Origin of the sequence: Streptomyces sp. BBFR2 (genome assembly GCF_044497305.1) — a bacterium.
GTDB lineage: Bacteria > Actinomycetota > Actinomycetes > Streptomycetales > Streptomycetaceae > Streptomyces.
The window spans coordinates 6080621-6106313 of record NZ_CP172415.1; the positions used below are offsets into that span (position 1 = coordinate 6080621).

Sequence of the window (25693 nt, forward strand, 5' to 3'; positions counted from 1 at the left end):
CAGCACACCGGAATCGTCAGATGTGCCGCCGCGCGAAGCGCGCGCTCGCGCACACCGCGCCTGAAGCCCAGCGTCGCCTTACGCAAGACCAATATGCGTAAAACCACCTAATCGGACAATATGTCCACATGGCTGGGCGAATACGTGACCTGGGCGAGGCAGCGGACATCGCGTGCCGCCACCTCGCCCACGCCGACACGGACGCGTCTCCGGAGCCGATACCGGACGGCCCCGGCGCCGTCCGCTCCGTCATCGAGGCGGTATGCCGCCGCATTGGCGCCCCGGTCGTCTACGGGGGAGCCGTCCGCGGGCCGTACGTCCGCTGGACCATGGAGGACCGCACCCTCCTCCTGACACGGAACACCGCGACCACCCTGCACCTGGCCGTCCGGGAACCACACGACCTGGCGCAGGCCGAACGGCAACACTTCGAGCCCGACCTCCACGACATCGACTTCGCCCGCCTGCCGTACATGTGGCGCCTGCACCTACACCCCTCGTGGCCACCGCCGCCACGCCTAGCCGCGGCCCCGGACTGGCTGACCCTGGAAGCATCCCTCGCCGCACTCCTGCGCAGCTGCGCCGTCTACGCCCCGCAGGTCCTCCCGTCTCGCGGGCACTTCGGCTTCAACATCACCACCAACGGTGCCGGGAACGGAAGCCGGACGGTGGGTGTCGCCCAGAGCGGCCCGGGCCTGACCGTGCTGGTGGACGACTGGGCCGGGCCCGAACCGACACCCCACGACGAGATGCTGCGACGAGGATGGGACCACCCGCTCGCCGGCTGGTGGGGACACGACGTCCTCGACCCCGACGAAACCGCCCACGCAGCCGAGCTGCTGATCAACGAGCTACGCCTCGACGCGCGCACCCCCACCGACCTGCGCCTCACCGACACATCGGCAGACCCTGGCCGCCTCGTCATGCCCGGTCTGACACTCGCCCCCGCCTGACGGGACAGGCCCTACGCCGCCCCGGCGTCGGGCTCCGGATGTGGCACGCGTCGCTTCAGCACGGCCTCGACATCGATCCGCTGCTGCCCCGTGGCCTCCGCATGGGCGACCACCAGCTCATGCACCTCGGGCGTCTCCACCGAAAGCGTAGAGCGCGCCCGCCGACCACTACCGCACGGCACCGCCCACACGACCTCCAGGCCTCCGGAAGGGCACCCGAAGCTACCGGTACCGGCCCCAGCCGGCAGGTATCTCACCGCCAGTAGCCGCACGCTGCCTACTCAGCGGTTTCCCATCCACACAATCCTGCCGGTGGACCCGCCCCGCGCACTCGCTTTGCCCTCACAGATTTTCTCCAGCGCAACCGGATCGACCCCGAGATCCGCAGCGAGCGCACGTACGACCTCCATCACGTCCGCCAGCTCACCGGGCGCAGAGAAATCGTCAGCCGCCAGGACCTCGCGGACCTCCTCTTCGAGTTTGTCCCGCAGCCGTCTGCGGTACGCCTGCGATCCGGCGACATACCAATGCGGGTCCGCTCCGCTCTCCCCGATGATCCGCGGGATCTTGTCCCGTACCAGCTTGCCGTCCACGGGGCAGTCCACGGTTCTCCCCTCGCAGGTGAGCGACGCCGACCGCCGCTCACCTGCGGGCGTCCGTCTCGCCGTCTGCAGAAGGCGCCCTCCGGGGGGTACACCTGGCATCCGGCTCAAGCTGCCCGAAGGTGGCCACCCTCGCCAAGTCCGTCTTCGCCGATCGGGACCAGGATCACGAGCCGGCAGGACGGAGCCGCCGCGGAGAAAAGAGTGGTGCATTCGAGCAGGGCCGGCTGCCCGCCGTTGGCTTCCAGGCGCACCCGGTATCGGAGCGGCCCCCCGCCTTCGGTCACGTCCGCCTCTCCGTTCCACAACCCGACTAGGTAGGCGTCGGTGCCGACCACATCGTTGATGATCGCGCGCACCCCGAGATCATGGGGGTACTGGATCGAGGTAAACCGCAACATCGCGAGATACGCCCTGGCCTGTTCCTCCCAGTCGAGGAGGGCCTGTTGGCCCGCACCTAGACCCCAGCGCATGAGATTCGCGTCGTGTTCCGTCGCCCACGGAAACCACTCGGCCAGGATCGAGTTGTACGCGAGGACATCCCATGTGGGGCCGAGCAGCCACGCGGGGTGGGGCTGCTGGTCAAGGACGTGCTGCAGCGACCGGAGCGTGGGGGCGTCCAGATCCGGGCCCTCTGGCCGGGCGACGCCGCCCATGTTGCAGAGCATGAGCGCGCGAACTTCGTCGTGGGCGAGGAGGAAAAGATCGGAGATCGCGAGGCACTGCTCCCGGGCGAGGCGTCCGCCCCGCCCGGCCTCCAAGTCCTGATACCAGCGCCCGGAGCGGTCGATCGCCTCAGCGACTTCTGTCTGCGTGATCACCCGGCCACGCCGCTGGCTCGCCTCCGTGCGCCAGGCGCGTAGCAGGTCCCCGAGCGTCCACTGGCGTAGGGGCGGCCTCGCTCGCCACACAGATTCCCGGGGAGCCATCCCTATCCCTTCACGCGTCTTGCCGTGCCCGCGCCACCTCCCCGAGCGGTAGGCGACAGCGTGCCCCTACCTAAAGCGGCACCACCGACTGTACGTAATGGAGAATCGATCTTGTTGACCCTCGGAACGTAAAGCTGAACCGCGCTACGGGGATTCTGGGAATTGTTAACTTGCCGCCCCGACGAATGTCCCACAGGGGTGCGATACGGACATTGGGACCGGAAATTTTTTTCGCATCTTCGAATACGAAAAAAATTTCCGGTCATCGATACTGTCCATAGTTCTTCTTGATCGCCGGGGTCGTGCTGCCACTCGGGGAGGTGCCTCCTTCGCTCAACCGCGCGTTTTGGCGCTAAAAGTGATCCGGCATCAGTTGATCAAGGGTATTTCATTCTCGATTCTACGCGCATAGATCCGTTGTTTCTGGCGCGTTGACTGGCAGTGCTCGGTGCGATTTAAATCGTCCTTACCGGCCGGTTCGCCGGAACGGTCGGTTCGTGGAGGGTCGGGACGTTGAGGCGTGTATCGCGAATGAGTGCGCAGCCGTGCGGTGGTTCCCGAAAACAGGTTTGGGCTGAGACGGATCTCACCGCGTACAGCGGGAGTGCGGCCGACTGATCTTGCAGGCTGGACTTGGAGGAGCGGTCCCCATATGTTCCTGGTCCCCGCGAAGACGGAAGCGTCATCCGGGCAGGCCAGGGAGGGGTGACGCATGCGCGGACCGTGAAGTCCGCCGGGGTGAAATGAGACCGGCGCCCGGGAGCTACCAACTCCCAGACGCCGGGCCGGCACTCCGAGGAGTACCGATTCACATCTCGCGGGCGGCGGGGCTTTTGCACGAGAACCGTCGCGCCGCGTCCTACGAAAAACGGAGTATCGCATGTACACCGCCGACGGCGGAAGTCCGGCCTGCCCGGACGCAGCGCGACAGAAGCGTCTCGCGGTTCAGCTCGCCGACATGATCCCCGGTGCGGCGACCGTCCGCGTCAGTTTCAACGATCCGAGCCATTCCTGGCCTCACTCGCACGCCATCGCGAAGGACACGGCCGGGGAGACGATCGACCTGAACCGGACGACGGCCAAGGTGGCGGCCCGCTGGATTCTGCGGGCCTGGCCCGACCTGGATCGGAGCTGGGTCTACACCTTCGACCTCGCCACGGCAGCCCTCACCGCCGGTGATCTCGCTGCAGACGGGGGTCGCTGACATGGCGCGGATACGAACCATCAAGCCGGAGGCGTTCACCTCCGAGTCCCTCGCCGAGGTGACCGTCGAGGCCGAGCGGACCTTCTTCGGCCTCCTCACCCAGGCCGACGACCACGGCCGCCACCGCGACAACGCCGCCATCATCGCAGGGCTCCTGTGGCCCCTGCGTGCCGAGCGCACCAGCGTTCATGTCGAGGACGACCTCCAGCAGCTCGCCGACGCCGATCTCCTCTGCCGGTACACCGGGTGCGACGGCAGGCGGTACCTGCACATCGTCACCTGGTCCAAGCACCAGAAGATCGACAAGCCGAGCCAGTCCCGGTTGCCCGCCTGCCCGCAGCACCATGCGGCGGACCGGTGCGGCCCCTGCAAGGGGACCTGTACCGAGGCGTCGCCCGCCCTTCCCCGAGGGGGCGTCGAGGATTCGCCGAACCCTCACCGAATCCTCGATCGGCGCGCACCGGCCGCGTCGACGGTCCCCGAGCCCCGAAGCGCGGCTCCGACCGCCCAGCAGGGCGACCTCGTCGAAACCGCCGCCACTCCTCGCCGGGGAGAGGTCGAAACTGCAGGTCAAGCGACCTTCGCCGAGGATTCCCCGAAGTCTCGGGGAGGGCTCTGGGAGGGTTCGGGTACTGGATCTAGGATCTTGGATCCTGGATCTTCTTTCCCTACGGGGCGCACAGCGCCCGCCACTCAGGTCTCGGCCAATCAGTTCGTCGGCGAGTACGTCAGCGCGTGCGACAAGCGCCCGCCCAGCGACGTGATCGGGCACCTCGGGCGGGTCGTCAAGAAGCTCTTGGCCGAGGGCATCGACCCGCAGCACATCCGGGCCGGGCTGTCGAAGTTCGCTGCCACCCCGAAGCATCCGAGCGTGCTGACCAGCATGGTCAACGAGGTCATGAACGCACGCTCCGGTGGTTTGGCGCGGCCGGGGTTCAGCTCTAACCTGCCTGCCCATCAGGGGTGGACCAACCCGGTCGATGCTGCCGCCGCCTACGCCGAGGAGCTGTGATGGGCACTCGTACCCGCGAACCGCAGCCCCTCGGCGAGGGCGCCTTGGACCGGATGGCCCGGATCCTGGCGGCCCGCAGCATCGACCCGACCACCGTCGCCGCGCCGACCGGCGAGCCCGAGCCCCTCTCCCCGCTCGATGCCCTGTCCGCCGGCATGCCCCCGCGCTACCGAGATGCCGTTGCCGATCACCCCCAGGTGCTGGCCTGGGCCCGGGACGTCGCCGAAGCGGCCGTCGCTCCGAGCCGGGGAGCCCGGAGGCAGGTCACCACTGGCCCCAGCCTGCTGATGGCCGGAGTCGTCGGTGCGGGCAAGACCCACCAGGCGTACGGCGCGGTCCGGAGACTGGTGCAGAGCGGCGTCGGCGTGCGCTGGCGCGCGACCACCGCCGCCGACCTGTACGCCGACCTCCGCCCGCGGGCCGGGGTGGACAGCGAACGGGAGCTGGCGGCCGTCAGCCGCTGCCCCGTGCTGATCCTCGACGACCTCGGCGCCGCGAAGGCCACAGAGTGGACCGAGGAAGTGACGTACCGGCTGGTCAACCGCCGGTACAACCACATGCTCCCGACGCTGATCACCACCAACCTGCGCATCAGCGACCTCCGGACCTACCTCGGCGACCGCGTCACCTCCCGGCTCGCGCAGATGACCACCCGCGTCGAGTTCGAACCGGTCGACCGCAGACGCCACCACACCGCGGACTGACCGCCGAAGACCGCCACGCCGGGCCGCGTCCGCCGCGCGCCCGATGCACTCCCGACCCACCGCACCCCTCCGCCGACGCCCTGCGCGCGGAGAGCGATCGGAGCACCCGCATGACCACCACGACGATCACCCCTGCCCGCCACCGGTCACTCGGCGACCACACCTGGCAGGACGAGGCCGTCTGCCACAGCACCGAGTACCACCCGGTGAACCCGGACATCTTCTTTCCCGAGCCGGACGAGACCGAAAAAATCGCCACCGCGAAGGCACTGTGCGGCCAGTGCCCGGTCCGCCGCACCTGCCTGGACGTCGCCCTCGAAACCGGCGACAGGCACGGCATCCGAGGCGGCATGACCGAGGAAGAACGCGAGCCGTGGCACGAGAAGCTCGCCAGCCGCCTGGACTACAGCCGCGTCAACGCCACCGTCGCCGGACGCGACGTCCACCTCACCAAGGCCGAGCGCCGCGCCGTCGTCCACGCCGCCTACCGCCACGGCCTGACCGTAGAACGCCTCGCGTGGCTCCTGAAGGTCACCGAGGAGCACGCCCAGAAGCTTTACCGCGAAACCTGCCGGGCTCTGCGCAACCGGACCCTGGAACAGACGACGAAGACCGGCGGCGAGTTGGTCCGCGACGACTTCGGGACGGCGGCGTGAGCACCATGAACACGCCGAAACCGGCGCACATCAACGGCTGGGACCGCGCGGTCGTCATATCCCTCGGCGGCGCGGCGTGCGCCCTGTCGTACGACGCTCTTCAGCAAATGGCCCTTGCCATCCACATCCGGGGTTTCCTGACGTACCTCTTCCCACTGGTGATCGACGGGTTCGTCGCCTACGGCGTCCGCACCCTCCTCGTCCTGCGCGCCGCTCCGATGCGCTCCCGGGTGTACGTGTGGACGCTCTTCGGCACCGCCACCGCCGCCAGCATCTGGGCCAACGCGCTTCACGCGGTGCGGCTCAACGAGGAAGCGGTAGCGGGCACCGGGCTCCGGCTCGGGGACACGGTGGTCGCGGTGCTGTCCACCATCGCCCCGCTCGCGCTGGCCGGAGCCGTCCACCTCTACATCCTCATCGCCCGAGGCCCGGTCAAGGGCAGTGGCCACGAGGACCTCGGTCACCACGGCCGTGGCCACGACACCGAGAACACCCGGACTGACCGAGCCGGCCAGCAGCAACAGCTGATGGCCGGTCGGGCCAAGGCCGATCAACCGGTCACCACTCTGACCGGCCGGCCACGGCTGCCCCTGGACAAACCAGCCCCCGACTCCCGGTCACTCACCGGCGACAGCATCCCGGCGGACAGCAGGCCGTTCGCCGGTGGCCGGGACCAGCCGGACAAGGCCGCTGACCTTCCCGGAGAGCCGGACACCACGCGGTCGGTCACCGACCGTACCGGCGACACCGCCCCGGCAACCGGCGGCACCGCCCCGGCAACCGGCGGTCAGGAAGGCCCGACGCAGGTCCCCGCCCCACCGGTCACCGACCGGGCCTCCCGGACCCCCGGTGACCAGCGGCCGGACCCGGACACCGAGGAACTGCTGAAGATCGCCCGGTCAGCGGCCAGGGCCGAGGACAAGCTGACCCGCAAGGTGGTCGCCCAGGCGATCCGCGGCCAGCAGATCCCGCTGTCCAACGACACGCTGACCACCCTCATGGTTCAGCTCCGTGAACAGCACGGACAGCAGGCCGCCTCCGCCCGGAACTGACCTGCCACCACCCGAAGCGGGTGACCGGCCGGATACCCCGGCCGGTCACCCGCCCCACCCCGGACACGTGTCCCACAACTTTCCGCAGCGAACCGGAGAACCTTGATGCGCACCCGCCCGGCCACCCCCACCGAGGTCGACTCCTGGCTGGCCGTCCTTCACCAGCACGGCCACCTTCACCACGCCGAAGTCGGCCCCGACACCACCTGGACCGTGCAGCGAACCCGGAACAGCCGCCCGTGGACCCTGCACGACCCGGTCCTCGCGATGGACTGGATCGAGGAACTCGTCCGCGCTATCCGCCAGCAGAACCCGGAGACACGCCGGTGACCGCCAACGACCCGGCCCCCACCACGGGCGGACAGCACCGTGACCCCACGACGGCTCCTGGCGGAGCAAGTTGTCGCGTACGACGGTCCTACGGCCCGTCGTACGCACTTGCCCCCGCCCAGGAGGGCGAGGGAGGCCCGGTTGGTTCCCGAGCGAGGGCGCACGGGGACCAACCGGGCGACCAGCACCAGGGGGCGCCGACCGGAGGAGGAGAAGCCGACGACAACGCCGGCCGCGAGCAGCCGAGCCCGAGCACGCCCGCCTTCCCCGACCGCACACCGCGCCGCCGCAGCCGCAACCCGAGCCAGCGCACCCGCAAGACGACCACCCGCCTCTCCGACACCGAGAAAGCCGAGATCACCACCGCCGCCAAGCAGCGCGGCATCACCGTCGCCCGCTTCCTCGCCACCGCCGGCCTCTCCGCCGCCCGCGGCACCACCCCCGTACACACCAACGAAAAGCTCGACACGGCCATCGACGAACTCGCCGCCCTGCGCACCGCTCTTGCCCGGATCGGCAACAACATCAACCAGATCGCCTACGTCCACAACGCCGGAGGCCAGCCCCGACCTGGCGAACTCGACCACGCCCTGACGACCCTGCTCCGCCTCCTGGCCCGCATCGATGCCACAGCCGACACCCTGGTGAAGAAGCGGCTCTGATGGTTCCCAAGATCCGACGCGGCTCACGTACCCACGGCCTCCTGGTCTACCTGTACGGACCCGGCAAACGCGACGAACACATCGACCCGCACCTCGTCGGGAGCTGGGACGGCTTCGCCCCCGACCCCGGACGTGACACCAGCCCTGATCCCAAGGCCACCCTTGCCCGCCTCACCGCCGCCCTGGACCTGCGCGTCAAGCAGACCGGAGCCGAAGCGCCGGCCCAGCACGTCTGGCACTGCTCGGTCCGCACCGACCCCGACGACCGGCACCTGTCCGACGCCGAGTGGAACACCGTCGCCCGCCGCCTGGTCCGCGCCGTCAACCTCGCCCCCGAAGACGATCCGGACGGTTGCCGATGGGTCGCCGTCCGGCACGCGGACGACCACATCCACATCGTCGCCACCATGGTCCGGGGCGACCTGCGTCGCCCCAGGATGAACTACGACTACAAGAAGGCCCAGGCCGCATGCCGCCGCATCGAAAAGGAATGGGACCTGCGCCGACTCAAACCCGGCGACGGCACCGCAGCCCAGAACCCGACCAGCGCCGAACGCTTCAAGACCGAGCGCACCGGCCGCCCCGAAGCCCCACGCGAGACGCTCCGCGAAGCCGTCCGCCAAGCCCTCGCCGGAGCCGCCACCGAAGAAGAGTTCTTCACCCGGCTCCACGAGGCCGGCCTGCGCGTGAAGATCCGCAACGCCCCGTCCGGCGACGCCCTCGGCTACAACGTCGCGCTCCCCGGCGACCGCAACCGCGACCACGAACCGATCTGGTACCCCGGCTCCAAGCTCGCCCCCGACCTCTCCCTGCCGAAAATCCGTCGCCGCCTCGCCGACGAACTTCCCGGCCCGACGACGCCCTCCGCCCCCAGCAGCTGTTACCACTGGTCGCCGCCCGCCCGAGCCCGCCGCAGCGCCACCGACATCGCCGAGCACGCCACCCTCCTGCTCGACAACGACGAAGACGAGGCCGCCGTGCAGCTCGTCGGGATCGGCGAAATCCTGGACGCGGTCGCCCAGACCTCCCCGGCAGCCACCCGCACCGAACTGCGCGCCGCGGCCCGCGCCTTCGAACGTGTCACCCGCAGCCACGTCCGAGTGGAACACGCCGACATCCGGGCACTCCGCTCGGTGGCCCGGAACATCGTCCAAGCCGGCAGCGCCCTCGGCCGCGGCGAAGACGGCGGCACCACCGCCATGCTCACCTCCACCCTGGTCCTCGTCGCCCTGGCCGCCGCCCGCTGGCACGCCGCCCGCGGCCACACCCAGCAGGCCCACGCAGCCCGACAAACCGCCGAACACCTACGAGCCGCCTACCGCCAAGCCGCCGCCACACCGATGCGGACCCTGCGCGACCAAGGCCGTGACCTGCCCGAAGCCGAACGCCGAAGCCACGAGGCCACCATCCGTACGGCCTTGGGGACGGATCGACTACGAACGGACCTGCCGAAGACCGATGCCTTGACCATCACCCTCGCCCAGGCCGAGCACGCAGGACACGACCCCAAGGCCCTCCTCCAACAGGCCATCGAACTGCGCGAACTCGACACCGCCGAGGACATCCACGACGTCCTCGTCTGGCGTCTGCGACGCCTCGCCCACCTTCCCGCGCACCCGGGCGAAGCGCCCCGCCGCCCGAAGACCGGTATCAGTCGGCCCAAGTCCTCGGCCGACCGCACCCGGACGGCACCTGCGGCAACAAACCGCCCCACCGTCTCCGACCCGCGCCGGCGCCCGCCACGTCGCTGATCGGCGTGGCAGAGCGATGATCGCCCTGCCACGCCCTGAAAACCCTCTGGACAACCGATTCCACCGGCTGTTACGGATGGAAACAGAAAGCCCCTACCGGGAGATGACGCTCGTGCCCAGAACCACCGCCCGCCCCGCGGCGCCGGCCCCCGCCCCGCCCATCGTCCCGGAGACCACCGACCCCTTGCTGCAACTCGAACACGAGACGCAGCCCACCAGCGGCCCCGACGCGACGCGCTGCCTGAGCCACCCGCCCGAGCTGTCCCTCCGCGGAATTCCCGTGACGTGCTCGGCTTGCCGCGCCCGACGCGACTGGCTGCTCATCAACCACCGCCGCAGCGTCTGGATCGTCTGCCGGTGCAGCAACCAGTGGCTCGAGCCCGAGATCACGCGCGCCGACTTCGACGCCTTGATCGCCATCCCGGACTCAACGATCTACCCCAGCACCGAACAGGCACTCACCGCACTCGGCTTCGACGGAGCCTTCGTCGGCACTTACCTCGACTGAGCGACCGACGGCAAAGGCCGGGGTGGGTTTCCGACGCGTCGGAACTTGTCCTTGCCCTGTTCCCTGTCAAGTTCTTCTGTTCAGCTCTGCATGGGCAGTATCGCCAGTCCACGGACGTCTTCCATTATGGGACCCACGGTGAACGCCGACTCACGTCTTTCGGACGGCGTGCTCTTAAGTGCCGCCTGATTGGGGAGCCCAGCAGAATTGCTCCACCGTCGGCCTGAAACAGATGACGCGTATCGTTACTCTCCAACGGGAGCGCCCTCCAGCGCTGCTGAGTAGGTGAGTTCGGGGTTGTCCAGCGCCCACAGGCACATACGCCGCGCCATGCGTGGTGCCAGGAGAAAGTGGATGCCCTGGACCGGATTCTTCCTTGGCATCACGCTCAAGGTCTCGCGTCGAGAGCTGCCTGGCCGGTCATACCGGCGACGGCCCATTCTGAGCGGTCTGCCCACTGCCGTTCACCCCCAGGTGATCCAGGGTTCGGTTCATTACCTGAAGCGCGAGCGACAGAGACTCCTCGTCTTCAACGACGCTGAACACCTCCTCGATCTTTCGGCGGACGAGGAGCTTCTCGTCCGCCGTCTGATCGATCTCCGCGGCGTGGAGCGTTTCCTGAAGCTGTTTGAAGGCACAGAGAACGGACTTGATTTTCTCCTCCGGATCACCAGCCGCGAACTGAAGATCGGCATACCGGCTAACCCACCAGACAGGACCGAGGGCCGGATCAGTGAGACGATCGAGTAGTAGATCAAGCTCAACTGTCTCTCGTGCGTGTGCTGACCGTAGCGCCATCTCCCCTTCGATTCGCTGCAGTGCCACCTTCCTTATCGGTCTGGAAACGCGAATTCGCACGCGCCCTTCCACCCGGATCCGCTTCTCGTGATCCCAAAGTTCATGACTGAGAGCGGAGTTCATGGCGTCCTCTGCGGCGGCAGATTGCAGCAGGGGATACGTACGGGCCACGCCCCCCAGTTCTTCTCTGAGGAGATTCCGGGCCAGTCCGTCCGGGGCAAGTGGGCGAGGGGCAGGAGATTCAAGGTTCATTCGCCACCGATAGCGAATCATGGCGCGATGGTGCAGCCCGTAGTCTTTGCTTTCCAGACATGCGGAGAAGGAGCGGTGATCAGAGATCCTCCGCTCCTTCAGCCAGTCGAGGATCCTGATCATTGCGCTACGGGATCCGCCTCAGCCTGGTCACGGAGACGCTGTTCTGCCAGGTCGACTCCAGATGCCACAGCAAGGGGATCATCCTCCACCTCGACATCCTGGACGAAATCAGTAAGGAACGCGTCAATCAAAGCGTCCTTCAGTGGCCCCTTGGCCTTGACCACGGCCTTGATGAAGGGGCCGCCAATCCCTGTGGACCCACCAAGTGCAGTGATGAGGTCGACCACCGGACCTGACGGCAAGCGGTCAGCCTCCGCGCCCGCTCGCCAGTTCAGCAGAACTCGCTGAGCCGGGATGGGGTCAGCGCTGTGCTGAATGATGTGCTGCCAGGCTTCGAACAAGCGTCGACGGATCGCTTCCCCGGCTTCTCCGGGCTTCGTCAGGGCCACTGCGAGTGGTTCGTTTTCCAACTGGTCCGCACTCGGCGGGACGCTATAGACGTCGAAGAAGACCTGCCGATCCGCCCCGCTCGACTTCCCCGCGCTCGTACTCCAAGTGACGACGGTGTCGGTTACAAGAGGTGCGAGGTCGTCGTCAACAGCCAGCGCGCGTACGGCATTGACCGCTTCCTTCCGTGATTCCTCGACGCCCGAGGAATCGAGGATATAGCGCGCCCGGGTCAGAGCCTGGCTTGGATACGTCTTCCCAAAGGGTCCTGAGCAGGCTCGGGCGACGGCACACTGGCGTTCCGGCCGCGACTTCCCCTTTGCCCACGTGGCTAGCTCAGCCCTTACTTGACTTCCAAGTACAGGGTGCACGGCGAGTTCAGACAGGAGATCGCCAACAAGCCCCTGATGCTGCTTGCCGCCGTCGCGGAGCCACCCTTCTGCCAGTTCGAAGATCGGAATTACGCCTACGGTCTCCGCGAGGCGTGTCAGCGCTGCAGCAATCGCGTCGAGATGATTCTTGGCTGGCCCCTGACTGATGTTTTGGAGCCACTGCTTCAGTACTTCATCGGTCAGCTGTCGGTGCTTCGTCCAGAGGTACCGCAGGATCGCCGGTCCTTGCGATTCGTGGATGAGAGACGCAGCGCCGGTGGACGTGTCGAAGGACATTCCTGCCGGATCGAGTCGCTTCGGTGCGTCCGGCCTCGCCAGGAGACCGCCCTCAGGCTTGGGGAATTTGATCCCCGGCGCGGCAAGGAGAAGATCCGCGCTGTTGAGCACTACCTCGGCGGGTGCCTTATTCAGGAAGGCGCCAGCGATACGGATGGCTCTGGTCTCGACCTCTTGGCTACCCCCGGCGAACCATTCGGTACTCAAATGGCTTTCCCAGCCCTGGTACTCGTCGAGGGCATCTGAGTCCCTCATACCATTGGCCTTTGCGATGATCGACGCAAGCCGAACCGCCTCACCGGGTGCACAGTCCGGTGGCAGAAGGCCGTGGAACAGGCTCTCCTTGTTGTCGATCCACTCGGAGCGATCCCGTGTCAGCTCGTCACTGTCGAGGTACTTCCTGACGACGGCTGTGGGGTTGGGTCGCTCGATCTCCCTCACAAGGATCTCAGTCTGGGGCCCACCAGCCCGGGCCTGGGACCAGGCGGCCTTTGTCGTGATGATGGCCATGCAGCTACCTGCCTTGCGCAGGACGGAGGCGTAGGTCACGAGGTCGCTGTAAAAGGCGTCGGGGAGTGGTCGCGTGACACTGCGCAGATTGAGGAGATAGCCCGCGCCATGTTCCTCGGGCAGGCAAGCCACATCTGGTTCGTCCCAGTCGGGCAGCAGCTCGAACACTCGATCGGTCGGAACGTTCGTGGCCGCAAGCAGCCGCAGCCCGGCAGATCGGCGGCCATGTTCTTCGGCCGCGAGCAGGACCACGATGTGGACGTTGGCCGTGCCCCCAAAGTGTAGACGAACGGCTTGCGCGGCATTGTCGAAAGTGTCACCCGGGCTCACGAAGCGGTTCGCCGGCATGAGCTTGTTCGGGTCGACCTGACGAGGCCGGAGATGTCGCAAGCCGGTCAGATAGTTCGTGATGTTGTTGTCCCGGCCCGCGGTGTTAATGCTGCCGAGGGCGAAATTCCCCGTCACGCTTGGCCCGGATGCAGGGTCAGCCTGATTTTGATTCGGCGACGACATCAGCGAGCCCCTCCGAAATTGTTGTCCCGCCCTGCAGTGTTGATACTGCCGAGAGCAAAGTTCCCCGTCACGGTCTGCTGCGAGACGGCGGGCGTCTCAACTCCTTGCGCCTTCAGTGCGTCAATGAGTTCCTGGAGCGCTTCCGGCTGATCATCACCGACGCAGGAGGCGAGGATCTCCCGCACCGGCACCTGCACACCCCCGACCATGGCCGCTCGCTGTTCAGGCTCGAGGGCCGCCACGGCCTGTTCCAACGTGTCAAGCCGGGTCAGCACTTCGGCTTCACCTTCCGCGCCTTCTCCCTGGCCGCGTCGCCAAAGGCCCACGATGCGCTGGCGCGTGTAGCCGTAGAGGTCGGTACCCATCGTTCCCGCCACAGCACCACTCGCTACGGCCAGAAGCTCAACTGGTGTCGACACGGCACTCCCCCTGGGTGTCGGCCAGCCCAGCCCCACAGTGATGTTGAGCCTGCTGGTCCCCGTTACTTAACCGCTGATGATAGGACCATGACGCTTACCCGGTCTGCTGAGCTTTTATGGTGGCTGGATTCTGTCCCGCACTTGGACGAGCGGCACCAGAGGTACGGAGGCTTCAGGCAATCGGGGAGCGGAACGGGACGACGTTATCGGGGGCCGGGGCGTCGGCCGGTGTCGGTAGGCGCACCCGCTGGGTGAGGACGGCACCAGCAAGAGCGAGGCCGGTGGCCTCTGGTTGAGCACGTAGAAGGCCGCACCTGCCTGATCGGTAGGGGCGGCCTTCTAGGGCTCGGTCAGGTTTGGGCGAGGTGATTCGAGAGATCGAGGGCGGCGGTCGCGACCTTGAGTGCGGCGCACAGACCGAGCACTTCGTGGAGGGTGGGCCGGACCAGGTGTGGCCAGTCGTCCGGGGCGGCCCGCCAGGAGGCGAGATGCACTTCGGTGGTGGCAAGGCCGAGGTGAGCGGTGATGTTCCAGCCTGCGGTCGGGGCGGGTTCCCAGTGAAGGCGGATGCGGCCATGAGGGAGTCTCGGTGCTTCGGCGGACAACCAGGTGATGTCGAGCGGCCCGTCGGGGCGAGCGGAGACGCGCTGGACCAGCGCACCGCGCACGGTGTTCGGCATGGGGCGTACGGCGAGGACGTGCAGCGGGAGGGCGTGAGAAGGGTGGGGGTGCGACGAGATGGGAGAACTCCAGAGGCAGTGGGGTGATCAGGCCCAGGCGAGGGCGTCGCTGACCTCCGCCGGGAGGTAGTCCTCCTGGCCGTCGTCAGCGATGAACGCCTTGCCGTCCCGGACGATGACCTCCGTCCCCAGGTAGTGGGTGAAGGGGAAATCAGGGTTGACGGCGAGGCGGACCGGCAGGTTGGGGTCGAGGGCCTGGAGCTGGCAGAGCAGATGACCGACGGTCAGGCAGTGGGGCACGAGGTCCTCCGGGAGCGGGTCGGTGTCGGGGTGCCGGTACGCCGGCACGTGTTGAAGAGAGCGGGGCCGCGCAGCATGGCGGGACGAAGGCGCTGACGGGCTGATGCCGAGCGAGGGACCCGGTTCGAATCGCGGGATTCCGCCGGTCGTGGAGAAGCGGTTAACGGTGGGCGATGAGGGCGGCGATGAACCCGGCAACCGCCTCGGCGGGGGTGTCCGGGCCGAACTCCTGGGTCCACGGGGCACCTTCGTCGGCCTGTACCCGGACCTGCCAGACGATCTTGCGCCCCCACGCGGCAGGGTCTTCGGGGAGCCAGCCGATGTAGACGCTGCCGTCGGGGCTCGTCGCGTGGACATTGGCCTCGGGAGTGTCGACGCGGGCCCAGCCGAGGCTGTCGAGGAGACCGAGCACCGGCGTCGCGCTGTGATCGGAAGAGAGCCAGCCTCGGTATTCCCCGGCAGGACGGACGATGGCGGGGAGGAGGGTGCTGCAGGCGTTCACGGTTGGACCATCCCTTCGTTGACCTGCGGTTTTTGCGGGCCCCCGTACGTTGACATGCGGTGCGCCGACGTACGTAGTCCTTTCCCGGGAAGCGGCGTCTGCCGTGGGCGAACTGGAGCCGACGGCAGGTAGTTCACCGTCCGGGAATGGACCGGCGGACGTGGCTGTCGTACCTGGGTTGCGGCAACGGGCTGCACGAGGCCGGAGGAGGAGCAGGCGTGGACGAGCCGAGCAGACATTGGGACGGGGCCGGTCTGGAGCGCAAGATCCGTGCTGCCGGGCGACCGTGGACGGTGGGCGACATCGCGATGGTCGCCGACGGTCAGTGGGCCGTGGGAGCGCAGTCCGACGAGTGGGGGGACGAGGACACGGTGGTGGAGGGCCGGGCCGCAGACGGGCGCCGCGCCGAGCTGACGTTGGACGAGCTTGCCCGCGCGGTGGACCCCCACAGCGGGCAGGTCCACCGGGACGAGGACGACGCGGAACTCGACTGATCACGCAGAGGCGTGGCCCCGGGCCGGTCGCCGCCGGGCGGCAGCAGCCGACGAAGCGGCCCGACCGGACACACCTGGCCGAGGCCCGTAGCACGGCCTCGGAACCGGGTCAGCGACTCCGGCGTGGGACCGACGGGTTGACCAGCGGCTTGGCCCCGAGGGCAGGTACGGAGCTGCCCGGCCGGTTCTGCGCTGAGGACGCCGTACGGCTGCGGGCGGCCTTGACCCGGAGGTCGGCGGCCGTCCGTGGGAAGCGCGCGCGTTCGACGGCCTGCGCGACCGCGGTACGGCGTACATCAAGCGGGGTCGGAGCCTGAGGAGCCCGATGCACAGGGGGAGCTACGGGGGTCAGCGTGACCAGGTCCTCCAACTCCCGGTGGATCTGGTGCCGCTCACGGATAGCCGGGGCCGCGTCGGCCATTTCGGCCGCCGTCGCGGCGATCAGGTGGGACGGAGTACGGGCGGTGAAGACCGCCTCCGCGCGTGTGTCCCAGCCCGGCGGGCCGGCCCACAGCGTGACGGTTTCGTCGTCCCAGCCGGACAGCCGGTTGTCGATCAGAACGCCCGCTTGCTCGTCAGGGGCGATGAACTCGACGGTGCCGCGCTCGGCCGCGCCGCGGGCCCAGCCGGCATCGATCAGCGGCTGGACGGAGTCGGCCCAGTACATCGACGGGCTCGCCAGAAAGCGTGCCTTGCCGTCGTAGGGAGCGGCTTCGGCGTAGTCGCGGGCCAGGGCGGTGGTGAGACCGGCGACGATCTCGGCCGGGGTGACATGGTTGAAGGTTGCCGTCCAGCGGGGCGGGGACACGGCGTCCTCGGACGCGGTGATCTTCCACAACTCGAAGTCGTCGCCGAACCAGCCGATCCGGATCCTCTGGTCGGGCGAGGTGACGAGGAGCTGGCAGGGGCCTTCGTCGAGGTAGTGGTGGGGCCACTGGGCGACGGGGGCGAATCCGGCGTCGCCGGTTCCGTTGGAGCCGGCCAGGTACATCGGGCTGACCAGTACCTGCTGGTGGGGATCTTGGGCGTGGGAGTGCTGACTACTCATGATCGAGGCTCCGATGGTGCAGGGGGAGCGCGCGCGGAGCGGGCGGTCTGGCCGACTGCACGCGGGCGCCGCAGAGAAGTTCGAGGGACGCGGTCAGTTCTCGGAGTCACCCGGTTCACCGGCCGCGGGCGGGCTTCGACAGGGCGGTGATCGCTGCCGGTACGCGCGGTTGTGGCTGTGGTGCGTGACTGAACAGGGCGCTCGGCGCGGCGCTGCGGCGCAAGGCCGCCGCGGTGCGGGGTCCGTCCGGCCTCTGCGGGACGGACGGGTGGGTCCGAGCAACTGCCGCGACGGGTGCAGGGGCCGAGTACTTCTGTGCGGTGACGGGACTACTCCAGTGCTCGACGGCTGTGTAAACGGGGCCCAGTGCCCGTCCGGCGTCGGTCAGGGAGTACGGGGCGCCATAACGCGGTCCGGCGCGGGTGGCCAGGCCATCGACCTGAAGTCGGTTGAGCCGCTGCTGGGTGGTGACGAGGTCGAGCCCGGTGGCTTCGGCGACGTGGCTCAGCCGCGCGGCGCCCGCATCGAGGGCCTGGATCACGGCGGTCGAATGCCGCAGGTGCAGGCGTCGCACCGCGTCCTCGACTCGCTCGGCGCCAGCCGTATCGCCGAGCGACAGGTTGCTCTGGGACCAGTCCGAAAGGGCGGCGTGTACCTGGGACAGTGATCCGCCGAAGGCACTGAGCTGGTACGGAGCCCCATGGCGACCGTCGACCCGGGTGACGAGTCCATCCGCGTGCATCTGGGCCAGCCGCTTGCCGACGAGCTGCTCGCGGATGAAGGGGAGCCGGACGGCGACGTCACGTACACGCATGGGGCGGCCCTGCTCCGCCAGGGTCTGAACCGACCAGTTGGTCCACTTCGGCGCTATCAGAGACAGGGCATCCTCGACACGCTGGGCATCGACCGTGCTGATCGAGGCGGGGGAGGACTGTGAGGGGGTGTACATGGCGACGTTCTTTCTGCGGGGTACAGCGGGAACGGGACTGCTGGTTGACCGTGCTGGTTGCGGGGCGACGGAGGAGCGACGGCGTCACCGGGAACCACCGTGAAGGTGGCGAACACGCGGGAAGAGCCGCCTCGCGCCGACGTGGAGCCGGCCGATATCGGGCTGCTGATCAGTGGCGCCGTAGGGGGCTCAGTCGGCGGCTTCCATCCGGGCGAGCAGTGAACGGACCAACGTAGGAAGGCTGTTGGGCTCGTCGCTGACTGCTACGTGGTCGGTGGCCTGACCGCGGATGTGTCCGGCATCTTCGAGGAGGCCGCTGGAGATCTCCCTGCAGGCGTCGGTGATGCGGGAGGCCGCGAGCAGCGAAGCGGAGAGGGCGAAGTCGAACTCGCTGTCCTGCTCCTCGTCGACGGGTGCGGTCGAAATCGGGGCCGAGGGGTCCCCGGGGATGCCGAAGTGGGCGCAGATCTGGTCGGCCGAGGCGGTCAGCTCGGCGAGGGACTCGGTGAGCCACCCCAGTGCGGAGGCGTACGAGGCCAAGGTGAAGAGGCCCGCCGGTGTGGCGGTGACCAGGTCTTCGGCCACGAAACTTTCGAGCCGGTCGGTCAGCTCGCCGATGACCCGGGGACCGGTGGAGAGCGCGCCCAGCACGGGGTGCAGGTAAGAGCGGCTGGCGACTGTCGGGTACTCGGCAGTGAGCATCCCGGAGACGCTGTGCGCGGCCTCGGTGAGGAGTCCCGCCAGCTCGGCACGGGTCGGAACAGTGCGGTCGGTGGTCATCGCTGGGGAACCTTTCGGGGGTCGGTAGTGGGTCGGACTGCTATTGGTGACGTCGCCGGGGTCGCCGTCGGCCGGCTGGCCGCGTGGGGAGAACGAGACTGAGCGGCCTGCACACGCGCCTCGGCTGCCGGGCCCTTCTCGGCGGCCTGGTGGACGCCGGCGCGTAGCTGGGCCGAGCGGTAGACCTCGTAGCCCTTCCGGCTACCGGCGGCGACGAGGTAGATCTCGCGTTGATGATTCGATGAGGGCGGGGCCGAGCGGAACTGGATGACCATCCGGTAGGAGACAGACGGGTCGACGTAGACCTTGTGGAACCCCGCCAGGCGGCCCTTGAGCGGCAGGCAGTCGTCACTGCCGTGCACCAGGTGCTGCAGCTCCAGCAGAGCCAAGTCACGGATTCGGTCGGGGAGTTTTCGCAGATCCGCGATGGCATCGGGGTGCGCGGCGAAGGCGAAGCGGGCGCGGCTCACATCGACCTCCCCGGCCCCGGGCGCCACGCTGTTCCCGCCGACGGCGTGGTGCGGGCCTCGACGCCGGCCTTCGGGGCCGCGGAGGCGCCGGTCGATCGAGTGAGGGCGGCGCGGGCCCGGAGAGCGGCTGCGTCACCGTGGTATTCCGGCGGCTGCGGCAACAGGCCGCAGCGGTCGTCCAGCCACTGCCGGGCGGCGTCCTCGTCGGCGAAGGCGCCCTCGCGCATTGTGTACGTGTGTGACTCGAAGTCCCCCTCTTCGAGGAAGACGCGAATCGACGCTTCAGCAGCGGTGGAGTCGCGGGTCAACGTCCACGTCTCGCACGGGTCGAAGTCCGAGGTGGAACTGTCGAGGACCTCGTACCGGGCGCCGGACGCGCGGAGCCTCTCCTCCACCCGCGTCGTGAGAGCGTCGGCGGGCTTCATGAAGTCGCCACCGACCTGAGTCCGCTCGGGTGGACAACCGCGTTCGACCAGCCAGTTCTGAGCGAACGCCACGCTGGAGTGGTCGGTCGACTCGAACGTGAACGTGTTCTGGTTCAGATCCCGCGCGACCATGATCGCCCGGATCTGGGGCGCACCGGGCACGCCCCAGGTGACCGAGCCGTCGTGGGCGAGGACGAAGCTGTGGGAGCCGTTGGGAGTGGTGTGGTGCTCGGCCAGGACGGTGAGGTCACCGGCCCAGAACCGCTGCTCCGCGTACTCGGAGTCCGCGTCGGCGGGCTCGAAGCCATCGAGGCCGAAGTCGAGGTCGTTGCTCATGCAGCCAGCCCCCGCTGTTCGGGCGCAGGGGTCGCCAGCACGCGGTGGTTGGGACGGGCCGGGCTCGTGGTGCACGCGGCGAACGGGCCGTCGGGGGCGCGGAGGTGCACCAGGGTCTGGTCCAGGTGATCTCGGTGCCACGTCGAGGGGCCGGACAGGCCGGCCTCGATGTCGGTGAGTTGCTGCCAGGCGAGCCAGAGGCCATGGAGCCGGGCGACGGCCTCGGGGTGCTCGTGCCACTGCGCGCACCATGGGCGGTTCGTGCTGATCTCCCGGCCGTACACAGGGAGGAGGAGGTAGTTCACCCAGTCGCTGAGGGAGGCGAGTTCGGCGACGTACGCCTCACCGCCCAGGGCGAGGATGAACACCGAGGTGGGGTCGCCCTCGCCGGCCCCGGATGGCTCCGGGGCCGGCGAGCTGTCGGTCGGTTCGGTGGCGGTGGTGTCGGGCGCGGGTTCGGAGCCCAGGCGGTCGAGGATGACGCCGTGCTGCCGGACCTCGGCCATGGTCTTGGCGAGGGTGCTGGCGAGGTCGTCGAGATCTCCGTCGGGAACGCGGAACGGTTCTTCGGGGCCGGGCGTGGCCGTGCTGGTGTCGGGCATGGGCGTGCTCCCTCTGCGGTCGGTGGCAGGGAGAGGGTCCGGAGAAACCGCGATTTGGTCCGGCCGGAGAAACCCGGTAGTAGGCGCTACGCCGTTGTGCAGCGGGGGCAACGGGGAATAGGCGGTGCGAGCAACTGCACCGCACGGGTCGCCTGTTGGGGTACGACGCCGTTGCCGAGGGCGGTGAGCTGAGCTGGCCGTCCGAGCCCCGGGGTGGCGGTGACCCAGCCGGGTTCCAGGCCCTGCATCCACTCCACGAAGTCGGCGCGGAGCCGTCCGGCCGCGTCGGTGGGCGGCGGCGCGGGACGGGTGAGCCTCTCCCATCGGGCGATGGATCCTGCGTACGCGCCCCATCGCTGGGCTGCTGCTCCCCGGTTTCCGGAGCTGGTTCCGTCCAGAGCGACAGAACTGCTACGGGCGGAGGGGAGCGCCTGCCCGGTCGGTGTTCCGGGGCTTCCGGCCCGCCTGCCCGCAGCGGGGGAAGGAGCGACGCCGCCGCGCTCGGCAAGGTCAAGTCCCCGTTGCCGTGCCGTTGGTTGGGTGAGCCCTTGGTTCCGTCCGTCGCCTTCGGCGTCGGCAGGAGCCATTCGACCTCGTCGGCCAGGTTCGGACCGTGGCCCCCGCTCTTCCTCTTCGAGGGGTGCTGCGAGCCGCCGTTCTTCGCGAGGTTGCTGGTCGGTGTCTTGAGCAGGGTGTTCGGAGGGCCAGGCGGCGAGGAAGATCCGCTCGCGGCGGTGCGGGGCTCCGACGTCGGAGGCCCGAAGCATGAGCCACCTCGCGTCGTACCGGAGGTCGGCCAGGGAGCCGAGTACGGCACCGAGTGCCCGCACAGGAGGCTGACCTGGGGTGTCTCCCAGACACCACGGGCAGAATTCCACGTCGCCAGGGGAACCGGCGGGTGAGGTGAGGAGGCCGCGCACATTCTCGATCACCACCAGGCAGGGGCGGAGGGCTTCGACCGCACGGGCGACGTGCAGCCACAGCCCGGAACGGGTGTGGGGGGCGAGTCCGGCCCGGCGGCCGGCGACCGAGACGTCTTTGACAGGGGAAGCCGGCTGTCAGGACGCACACCCGGGGAGCGGAGGCCCAGTCGATGGTCGTGATGTCGCCCAGGTTCGGAACGCCGGGCCAGTGGCGGGCCAGGATGCGTGAGGTGTTCGGATCGACCTCGGCGTGCCAGGCCAGGGTGCCGCCGAGGGCGGCCTGTACTCCTAGGTCGAGGCCGCCGTACCCCGAACAGAGCGACCCGATCAGCGCACGACGCGCGATGGTGGTCTTCACGTCACCGGCTCCGAGCGATCCGGGCCGCAGGAGCCGCTGCTGCTGGGGCAGGAGCGGGAGGTGAAGCGGACGCTGCGAGGGCGGATCGGCGGCGGGCGGCCTGGAGGCGCGCGGACTGAGGCGACACCGCTTCCGCTGCGATGTGAAGGGAGTTGGCGGCATCGCGGAGAACGTGGTCCGCCGTTTCGAGGGACTCGCCTACCACCTGCGTGGCCGCTTCGCGGGCATCTCGAACATCGGGCTGGTCGCGATGGTGCTCGGTCAGGTCCAGGAAGGAGAGCTGGTGGGCCACCGCCCCGAGAGCGGATGCCGCCTCGCCCGCAGGCCGCACGGCACCGGCGAAGCCGTCGATGACCCGCAACGTGTGGGCATCCCGGCCCTGGTCGGCGGCGCGGAAGAGGAGGTCGTTGCCCAAGTCGGTGATCATTTTGCCGAGTTCGGAAATCTGCCTGGCGACGGTGACGCCGTCGGGCGAGCGGTGAGGGTCTCCCTCGACCGGGAGCTTGCCGCGCTGGGCATCGAAGGCTGAGGCCATGGCGCGCAGCGCCAGGGCGTCGGTGACGCGGGTATTGCTCATGGTGAATCCCTATGGAGGAGGACGAGCGGTGGGCGGGGGATGCGTCAGCCGTGGCTGCGAGAGGGCGGTCGCACGGGGGCGGGGCTGGGCGCACGGCTGATCCGGGCCGGGGACGGCGAGGCGGAGCGCGGGGTGCTGCGCGCGAGGGCGGCATGTACCTGCGCGGGGGCAGGTCGGTTCGGCGAAGGAGTCGGTGGCGTCTGCGCCGGAGGGGGACGTCCGTTCGCGGATTGCCAGCGGGTACGGACGTCGTCGAGCGGGCCGAGCGCGTGCAGGGCATGGTTGATGAGCTGCCCGGGGGCCAGGGTCTCGTTCTCCGCCAAGGCGCGGATGGCGCGTGCGGAGGTGGCCGCCGTGCGGGTGACCGAGGAGCGCATGACCTGCTCCCCGAGCCACTCCGCGCTGCCGGAACTCCCGCCGTCGCAGAGGGCGGTGAGCTGGTCCCCGGAGAGCGTGCCGTCGGCCAGCAGGCCGCGCCGTTGAGCTTCCCAGAGCAGTGTGATCCGGTCGATGGGCTCGCCCCGGTGATGGAGCGCGCCGAGGCAACGGTAGAGCTGCCCATGGGCCGGGTCGGCGAAGTCGCCCGGCCACAGCCACCCGACCACCTCGTCCACTGCGTTCGACTGCTCAACGAGGACGGCCAGAAGGAAGCGTTCGTCCTCGACGACGCGGTCGGCCCGAACCGGTGGCGCGACCGGTCCGGTGGCGGGCGCGACGGGGAGTGGTTCGGCGCCCCACCGCCGTGCGAGATCGCTGAGTACCCCGGTGAGAACGTCGGCGTGGTGCAGGGCTCCCTCGACGTCACCCCGCAGCGCGTCGGCACGCACTGCCTGGTGAAGGCGGACCGCGTGTTCCGTGATGGTGCGGTGGATCGCGCCCTCCAGCACCATGCGGCCGTACACGGGAGCGTGTGCGGGGCGCGGGCAGGACTGGATGAGGGTGTGGGCGTACGCCGAGGTCAGCCCCCGTATGTGGAGGTCGGCCTCGGCGACCGCATCGGTCACCCACGACAGCGGCACGGGCTTTTCCGTGAGCGCGGGGTGGCCGTCGTCGCGGAGCGTGCGCAGCGCGGCGAACAGCGCTCGGTGGACGGGTCGGGAGAAGTGATCCGGTGCGAGCCAGTCCAGGTACGAGAGCTGGTCCGGGTCGAGCAGGACGGCGCCGAGTACCGCCTGCTCCGCGGTGACCAGCGGGGTCATCGCCGCTCCCTGGCACCAGAGGTGGCGGCCCTGCTCTGACGGGCATGGAGGTCGGCGACCGCCTGGTCGGCCGCGGCCATCGCCTGGGAGAACCCGTTCAGCGTGCTGGTGAACGTGGGGTCGGTGACGGGAAACGCTCCGGGACCGCTGACCCACCACCACCGACCGTCGCGCAGGAGGACCGGCGCGTGGGCGAGCCGCTCGGGGCGCGGCGTGAGCGTGCTCATGCCGACAGCCCGAAGTCGTCGCGGTCGTGGGTCTTCGCCAGGGCCCGTTCGGTGATGGCCTTCGTTGCGCGGGCCGAGGTCGGGCCGATCACCTTGGCGCAGGGCTCCTTGTACCAGGGCTGGAGGTTGAGCATGGCGATGCGGATGCCGGTGGCCAGGAGCAGCGCCTTGCCCTTGGGCAGGGCCCGGATCGCGTCCGGAGGCAGGACCCGCTCGGTGCGCATGCTCACGGAGGTGGACTTGCCGCTGTCGCTGTCCGAGACGGAGACGGTCTGCACGTCGTGGTCACCCACCTGCCTGCTGAGGCGGTCGGCGAAGTCCGGGTCGTCGATTCCGGAACCGACGATCTTGATCGTGGCCGCGGACCAGAGTGCGTCCATGCCGGCCTCGCCCCAGCACCGCTGCCCTTGCCGGTAGCTCTGCAAGATCGTCATCGGGATGACGCCCCGGCTGCCCAAGTGGCTGTACAGGTCGGGGAGATCGCTGATCCGGCACACGTTGGCGGCCTCGTCGAGGACGCACAGGGCGGGCGGGTCGAGCCGTCCTCCGGCGCGTTCGGCGGCGACGACGGCCGCGCGCATCACCGCGTCGGCTGCCGCGGCGATGATCGCCGAGGCGCTGCCGCCGCCGTCCTTGCTGAGGAGATACAGCGTGTCGCGGGACGTGGCGAAGGCGGAGGGCTGGAACTCGGGGAGATCCTTGTGCGGCGTGACCCACGCGGCGACATCCGGGTCGAGCAGACAGCTCGCGTATTGCCGACTCGTCTCATAGATGCCGTCGCGGGTTTCGGTGGCGCCGGAGACAGTGCCCTGGAGCTGGGCGGCGACCGCATGGTGACCGGCATCGGTGAGCAGGTCCACCGGGGTCCGGTCGGACGGAGTGGCGAGCCAGGCGAGAACGTCGGTGATCGGCCGCCGGTGGCTCGCGGCGGCCAGGAACAGCGCGCCGAGCGTGTTGCTCGCCGCGGTGGACCAGAAGTCCGAGCCGCTCGACTCATCCACGCTGGCGGTGACGAAGTGCTTGGCCAAACGTTTCGCCCCGGCCAGGTCGCGGGCGTCGGCCAGGATGTCCCACCACATCTGGCGCGGATGGTGGGCGATCTGCTGCGGGTCGAGCGTCCAGACCGTGCCGACCTCGGCGCGGGCGTCGACCGTCGCGGTGAACGCGTCAGCCGCCGCCTTGTTCGAGGTGAGCAGTACCGGCCCGGGGGCGGAAAGGATCGCTGGGATCGCCAGAGCGGAGGTCTTGCCGCTGCGTGGCGCCATGATCGCGACGATCACGTCCTCCCAGGAGGCGCGGACCTCGGCACGGCCCGGCGAGAGCGTGCCGACGAGGACGCCGCGGTCGGCCGGCGCGATCTCTTTTCCACTCCCTGCCGCTCAGGCTCGGCCGCAGGCTCTGGGCCTTGGTGGCGATCTCCTTGCCCGTCAGCGGGGCGAGGTCCGCCCTGCGGGCGAGGCCGGTCTTCGCGCCGCCACGCATCCGCATCCACAGAAGGAGGCCGACGACGGCGAGGCCGAGGGAGACCAGAGCGGGGACGATCCGGGTGCCGATCAACAGGGCGGTGGAGCCCAGGTGCGGCCACAGGCCGTCGGGGTGCAGCAGGGCATCGACGACCCTGAAGTCCACCCAATCTCCACTTCCGAAGAGGGAGTTGGTGATGTTCCCTGATGTCCAGGCCAGGGAGCCGAAGGTGAAGGCGGTGCCGAGGACACCGAAGAGGAGATAGAGGAGCGCGTCGACCCCGGTGGTGGCCGAGGGCGCGCTGGTACGCGGGGCGGGCATGCTGA

Annotated in this window: 30 protein-coding genes and 2 pseudogenes; 11 read left to right on the forward strand and 21 right to left on the reverse strand. The window is 69.0% G+C overall.

Annotation, left to right across the window (positions count from 1 at the left end; genetic code table 11):
* Nucleotides 1–128 precede the first annotated feature (128 nt).
* Entirely contained in the window at nt 129–953 is an 825-nt protein-coding gene (locus tag ACGH2B_RS24890) for a hypothetical protein (RefSeq protein ID WP_399094063.1), read from the forward strand.
* A gap of 11 nt (nt 954–964) precedes the next feature.
* Here ACGH2B_RS24890 and ACGH2B_RS24895 read toward each other — a convergent pair whose 3' ends face one another.
* The 3 genes from ACGH2B_RS24895 to ACGH2B_RS24905 all read right to left on the reverse strand — a co-directional run bounded on the left by ACGH2B_RS24895 (nt 965) and on the right by ACGH2B_RS24905 (nt 2376).
* Nucleotides 965–1093 carry a hypothetical protein gene (locus ACGH2B_RS24895; protein ID WP_399094066.1) on the reverse strand — a complete coding sequence of 43 codons (129 nt, stop codon included), beginning with the start codon at nt 1091–1093 and terminating at the stop codon, nt 965–967.
* Between the two features lie 141 nt (nt 1094–1234).
* Nucleotides 1235–1546, reverse strand: a complete 312-nt coding sequence (locus ACGH2B_RS24900) for a hypothetical protein (RefSeq protein ID WP_399094069.1) — start codon at nt 1544–1546, stop codon at nt 1235–1237.
* Between the two features lie 116 nt (nt 1547–1662).
* A complete protein-coding gene (locus tag ACGH2B_RS24905; protein WP_399094072.1) occupies nt 1663–2376 on the reverse strand; it encodes a hypothetical protein in 714 nt (237 codons plus the stop codon).
* Between the two features lie 988 nt (nt 2377–3364).
* Here ACGH2B_RS24905 and ACGH2B_RS24910 point away from each other — a divergent pair.
* From ACGH2B_RS24910 to ACGH2B_RS24950, 9 genes are all read left to right on the forward strand, one after another.
* Nucleotides 3365–3688: a transcriptional regulator gene (locus tag ACGH2B_RS24910; RefSeq protein WP_399094075.1), complete on the forward strand. Its 324-nt coding sequence runs from the start codon at nt 3365–3367 to the stop codon at nt 3686–3688.
* Nucleotide 3689: 1 nt separating this feature from the next.
* Nucleotides 3690–4700, forward strand: a complete 1011-nt coding sequence (locus ACGH2B_RS24915; RefSeq protein WP_399097295.1) for a hypothetical protein — start codon at nt 3690–3692, stop codon at nt 4698–4700.
* The gene (locus ACGH2B_RS24920) at nt 4700–5404 is read left to right on the forward strand and encodes an ATP-binding protein (protein ID WP_399094077.1); all 705 of its coding nucleotides are present in this window, start codon (nt 4700–4702) and stop codon (nt 5402–5404) included. The genes ACGH2B_RS24915 and ACGH2B_RS24920 overlap by 1 nt, the downstream gene beginning before the upstream one ends.
* Before the next feature lie 110 nt (nt 5405–5514).
* Nucleotides 5515–6060 (forward strand): WhiB family transcriptional regulator, encoded by a 546-nt coding sequence (locus ACGH2B_RS24925; RefSeq protein WP_399094081.1) that lies wholly within the window; start codon nt 5515–5517, stop codon nt 6058–6060.
* Entirely contained in the window at nt 6057–7112 is a 1056-nt protein-coding gene (locus tag ACGH2B_RS24930; RefSeq protein WP_399094084.1) for a DUF2637 domain-containing protein, read from the forward strand. The genes ACGH2B_RS24925 and ACGH2B_RS24930 overlap by 4 nt, the downstream gene beginning before the upstream one ends.
* A gap of 105 nt (nt 7113–7217) precedes the next feature.
* Nucleotides 7218–7442 carry a hypothetical protein gene (locus ACGH2B_RS24935; protein ID WP_399094087.1) on the forward strand — a complete coding sequence of 75 codons (225 nt, stop codon included), beginning with the start codon at nt 7218–7220 and terminating at the stop codon, nt 7440–7442.
* On the forward strand, nt 7439–8104 hold the full coding sequence (locus tag ACGH2B_RS24940; RefSeq protein ID WP_399094090.1) for a plasmid mobilization protein: 666 nt from the start codon (nt 7439–7441) through the stop codon (nt 8102–8104). The genes ACGH2B_RS24935 and ACGH2B_RS24940 overlap by 4 nt, the downstream gene beginning before the upstream one ends.
* Entirely contained in the window at nt 8104–9855 is a 1752-nt protein-coding gene (locus tag ACGH2B_RS24945; RefSeq protein WP_399094093.1) for a relaxase/mobilization nuclease domain-containing protein, read from the forward strand. The genes ACGH2B_RS24940 and ACGH2B_RS24945 overlap by 1 nt, the downstream gene beginning before the upstream one ends.
* Before the next feature lie 103 nt (nt 9856–9958).
* Nucleotides 9959–10363 carry a hypothetical protein gene (locus ACGH2B_RS24950; RefSeq protein WP_399097298.1) on the forward strand — a complete coding sequence of 135 codons (405 nt, stop codon included), beginning with the start codon at nt 9959–9961 and terminating at the stop codon, nt 10361–10363.
* Between the two features lie 420 nt (nt 10364–10783).
* Here ACGH2B_RS24950 and ACGH2B_RS24955 read toward each other — a convergent pair whose 3' ends face one another.
* The 6 genes from ACGH2B_RS24955 to ACGH2B_RS24980 all read right to left on the reverse strand — a co-directional run bounded on the left by ACGH2B_RS24955 (nt 10784) and on the right by ACGH2B_RS24980 (nt 15515).
* Nucleotides 10784–11536, reverse strand: a complete 753-nt coding sequence (locus ACGH2B_RS24955) for a hypothetical protein (protein ID WP_399094096.1) — start codon at nt 11534–11536, stop codon at nt 10784–10786.
* On the reverse strand, nt 11533–13614 hold the full coding sequence (locus ACGH2B_RS24960; protein ID WP_399094099.1) for a hypothetical protein: 2082 nt from the start codon (nt 13612–13614) through the stop codon (nt 11533–11535). The genes ACGH2B_RS24955 and ACGH2B_RS24960 overlap by 4 nt, the downstream gene beginning before the upstream one ends.
* Entirely contained in the window at nt 13614–13979 is a 366-nt protein-coding gene (locus ACGH2B_RS24965; protein ID WP_399094101.1) for a hypothetical protein, read from the reverse strand. Before ACGH2B_RS24965 ends, ACGH2B_RS24960 begins: the two co-directional genes overlap by 1 nt.
* 404 nt (nt 13980–14383) lie before the next feature.
* Entirely contained in the window at nt 14384–14713 is a 330-nt protein-coding gene (locus tag ACGH2B_RS24970) for an esterase (RefSeq protein ID WP_399094104.1), read from the reverse strand.
* An 87-nt stretch (nt 14714–14800) separates the two neighbouring features.
* Nucleotides 14801–15061 (reverse strand): hypothetical protein, encoded by a 261-nt coding sequence (locus ACGH2B_RS24975; protein WP_399094107.1) that lies wholly within the window; start codon nt 15059–15061, stop codon nt 14801–14803.
* Nucleotides 15062–15173: 112 nt separating this feature from the next.
* Entirely contained in the window at nt 15174–15515 is a 342-nt protein-coding gene (locus ACGH2B_RS24980; protein WP_399094109.1) for a DUF317 domain-containing protein, read from the reverse strand.
* 218 nt (nt 15516–15733) lie between these two features.
* Here ACGH2B_RS24980 and ACGH2B_RS24985 point away from each other — a divergent pair, with 218 nt between their 5' ends.
* Nucleotides 15734–16009: a hypothetical protein gene (locus ACGH2B_RS24985; protein ID WP_399094112.1), complete on the forward strand. Its 276-nt coding sequence runs from the start codon at nt 15734–15736 to the stop codon at nt 16007–16009.
* A 109-nt stretch (nt 16010–16118) separates the two neighbouring features.
* Here the strand turns inward: ACGH2B_RS24985 and ACGH2B_RS24990 are convergent, their stop codons facing one another.
* From ACGH2B_RS24990 to ACGH2B_RS25045, 12 genes and pseudogenes are all read right to left on the reverse strand, one after another.
* Nucleotides 16119–17057 carry a DUF317 domain-containing protein gene (locus ACGH2B_RS24990; protein ID WP_399094115.1) on the reverse strand — a complete coding sequence of 313 codons (939 nt, stop codon included), beginning with the start codon at nt 17055–17057 and terminating at the stop codon, nt 16119–16121.
* 115 nt (nt 17058–17172) lie between these two features.
* Nucleotides 17173–18006, reverse strand: a complete 834-nt coding sequence (locus ACGH2B_RS24995; RefSeq protein ID WP_399094118.1) for a winged helix-turn-helix transcriptional regulator — start codon at nt 18004–18006, stop codon at nt 17173–17175.
* A 189-nt stretch (nt 18007–18195) separates the two neighbouring features.
* Nucleotides 18196–18786, reverse strand: a complete 591-nt coding sequence (locus ACGH2B_RS25000; protein WP_399094121.1) for a hypothetical protein — start codon at nt 18784–18786, stop codon at nt 18196–18198.
* Nucleotides 18783–19256 carry a type II toxin-antitoxin system RelE/ParE family toxin gene (locus ACGH2B_RS25005; protein ID WP_399094124.1) on the reverse strand — a complete coding sequence of 158 codons (474 nt, stop codon included), beginning with the start codon at nt 19254–19256 and terminating at the stop codon, nt 18783–18785. Before ACGH2B_RS25005 ends, ACGH2B_RS25000 begins: the two co-directional genes overlap by 4 nt.
* Nucleotides 19253–20017 (reverse strand): glycosyl hydrolase, encoded by a 765-nt coding sequence (locus ACGH2B_RS25010; RefSeq protein WP_399094127.1) that lies wholly within the window; start codon nt 20015–20017, stop codon nt 19253–19255. The genes ACGH2B_RS25005 and ACGH2B_RS25010 overlap by 4 nt, the downstream gene beginning before the upstream one ends.
* Nucleotides 20014–20619, reverse strand: a complete 606-nt coding sequence (locus ACGH2B_RS25015; protein ID WP_399094130.1) for a DUF4913 domain-containing protein — start codon at nt 20617–20619, stop codon at nt 20014–20016. Before ACGH2B_RS25015 ends, ACGH2B_RS25010 begins: the two co-directional genes overlap by 4 nt.
* 86 nt (nt 20620–20705) lie before the next feature.
* A complete protein-coding gene (locus ACGH2B_RS25020; RefSeq protein WP_399097301.1) occupies nt 20706–21602 on the reverse strand; it encodes a DNA cytosine methyltransferase in 897 nt (298 codons plus the stop codon).
* A gap of 115 nt (nt 21603–21717) precedes the next feature.
* A pseudogene (locus ACGH2B_RS25025) lies at nt 21718–21900 on the reverse strand (hypothetical protein); the annotation flags it as partial.
* Between the two features lies 1 nt (nt 21901).
* Nucleotides 21902–22477 carry a hypothetical protein gene (locus ACGH2B_RS25030; RefSeq protein ID WP_399094133.1) on the reverse strand — a complete coding sequence of 192 codons (576 nt, stop codon included), beginning with the start codon at nt 22475–22477 and terminating at the stop codon, nt 21902–21904.
* A 44-nt stretch (nt 22478–22521) separates the two neighbouring features.
* The gene (locus tag ACGH2B_RS25035) at nt 22522–23676 is read right to left on the reverse strand and encodes a DnaB-like helicase N-terminal domain-containing protein (protein WP_399094136.1); all 1155 of its coding nucleotides are present in this window, start codon (nt 23674–23676) and stop codon (nt 22522–22524) included.
* Nucleotides 23673–23903, reverse strand: a complete 231-nt coding sequence (locus ACGH2B_RS25040) for a hypothetical protein (RefSeq protein WP_399094139.1) — start codon at nt 23901–23903, stop codon at nt 23673–23675. The genes ACGH2B_RS25035 and ACGH2B_RS25040 overlap by 4 nt, the downstream gene beginning before the upstream one ends.
* Nucleotides 23900–25688 (reverse strand): annotated as a pseudogene (locus ACGH2B_RS25045) (type IV secretory system conjugative DNA transfer family protein). The gene ACGH2B_RS25040 and the pseudogene ACGH2B_RS25045 overlap by 4 nt, the downstream one beginning before the upstream one ends.
* Nucleotides 25689–25693 lie beyond the last annotated feature (5 nt).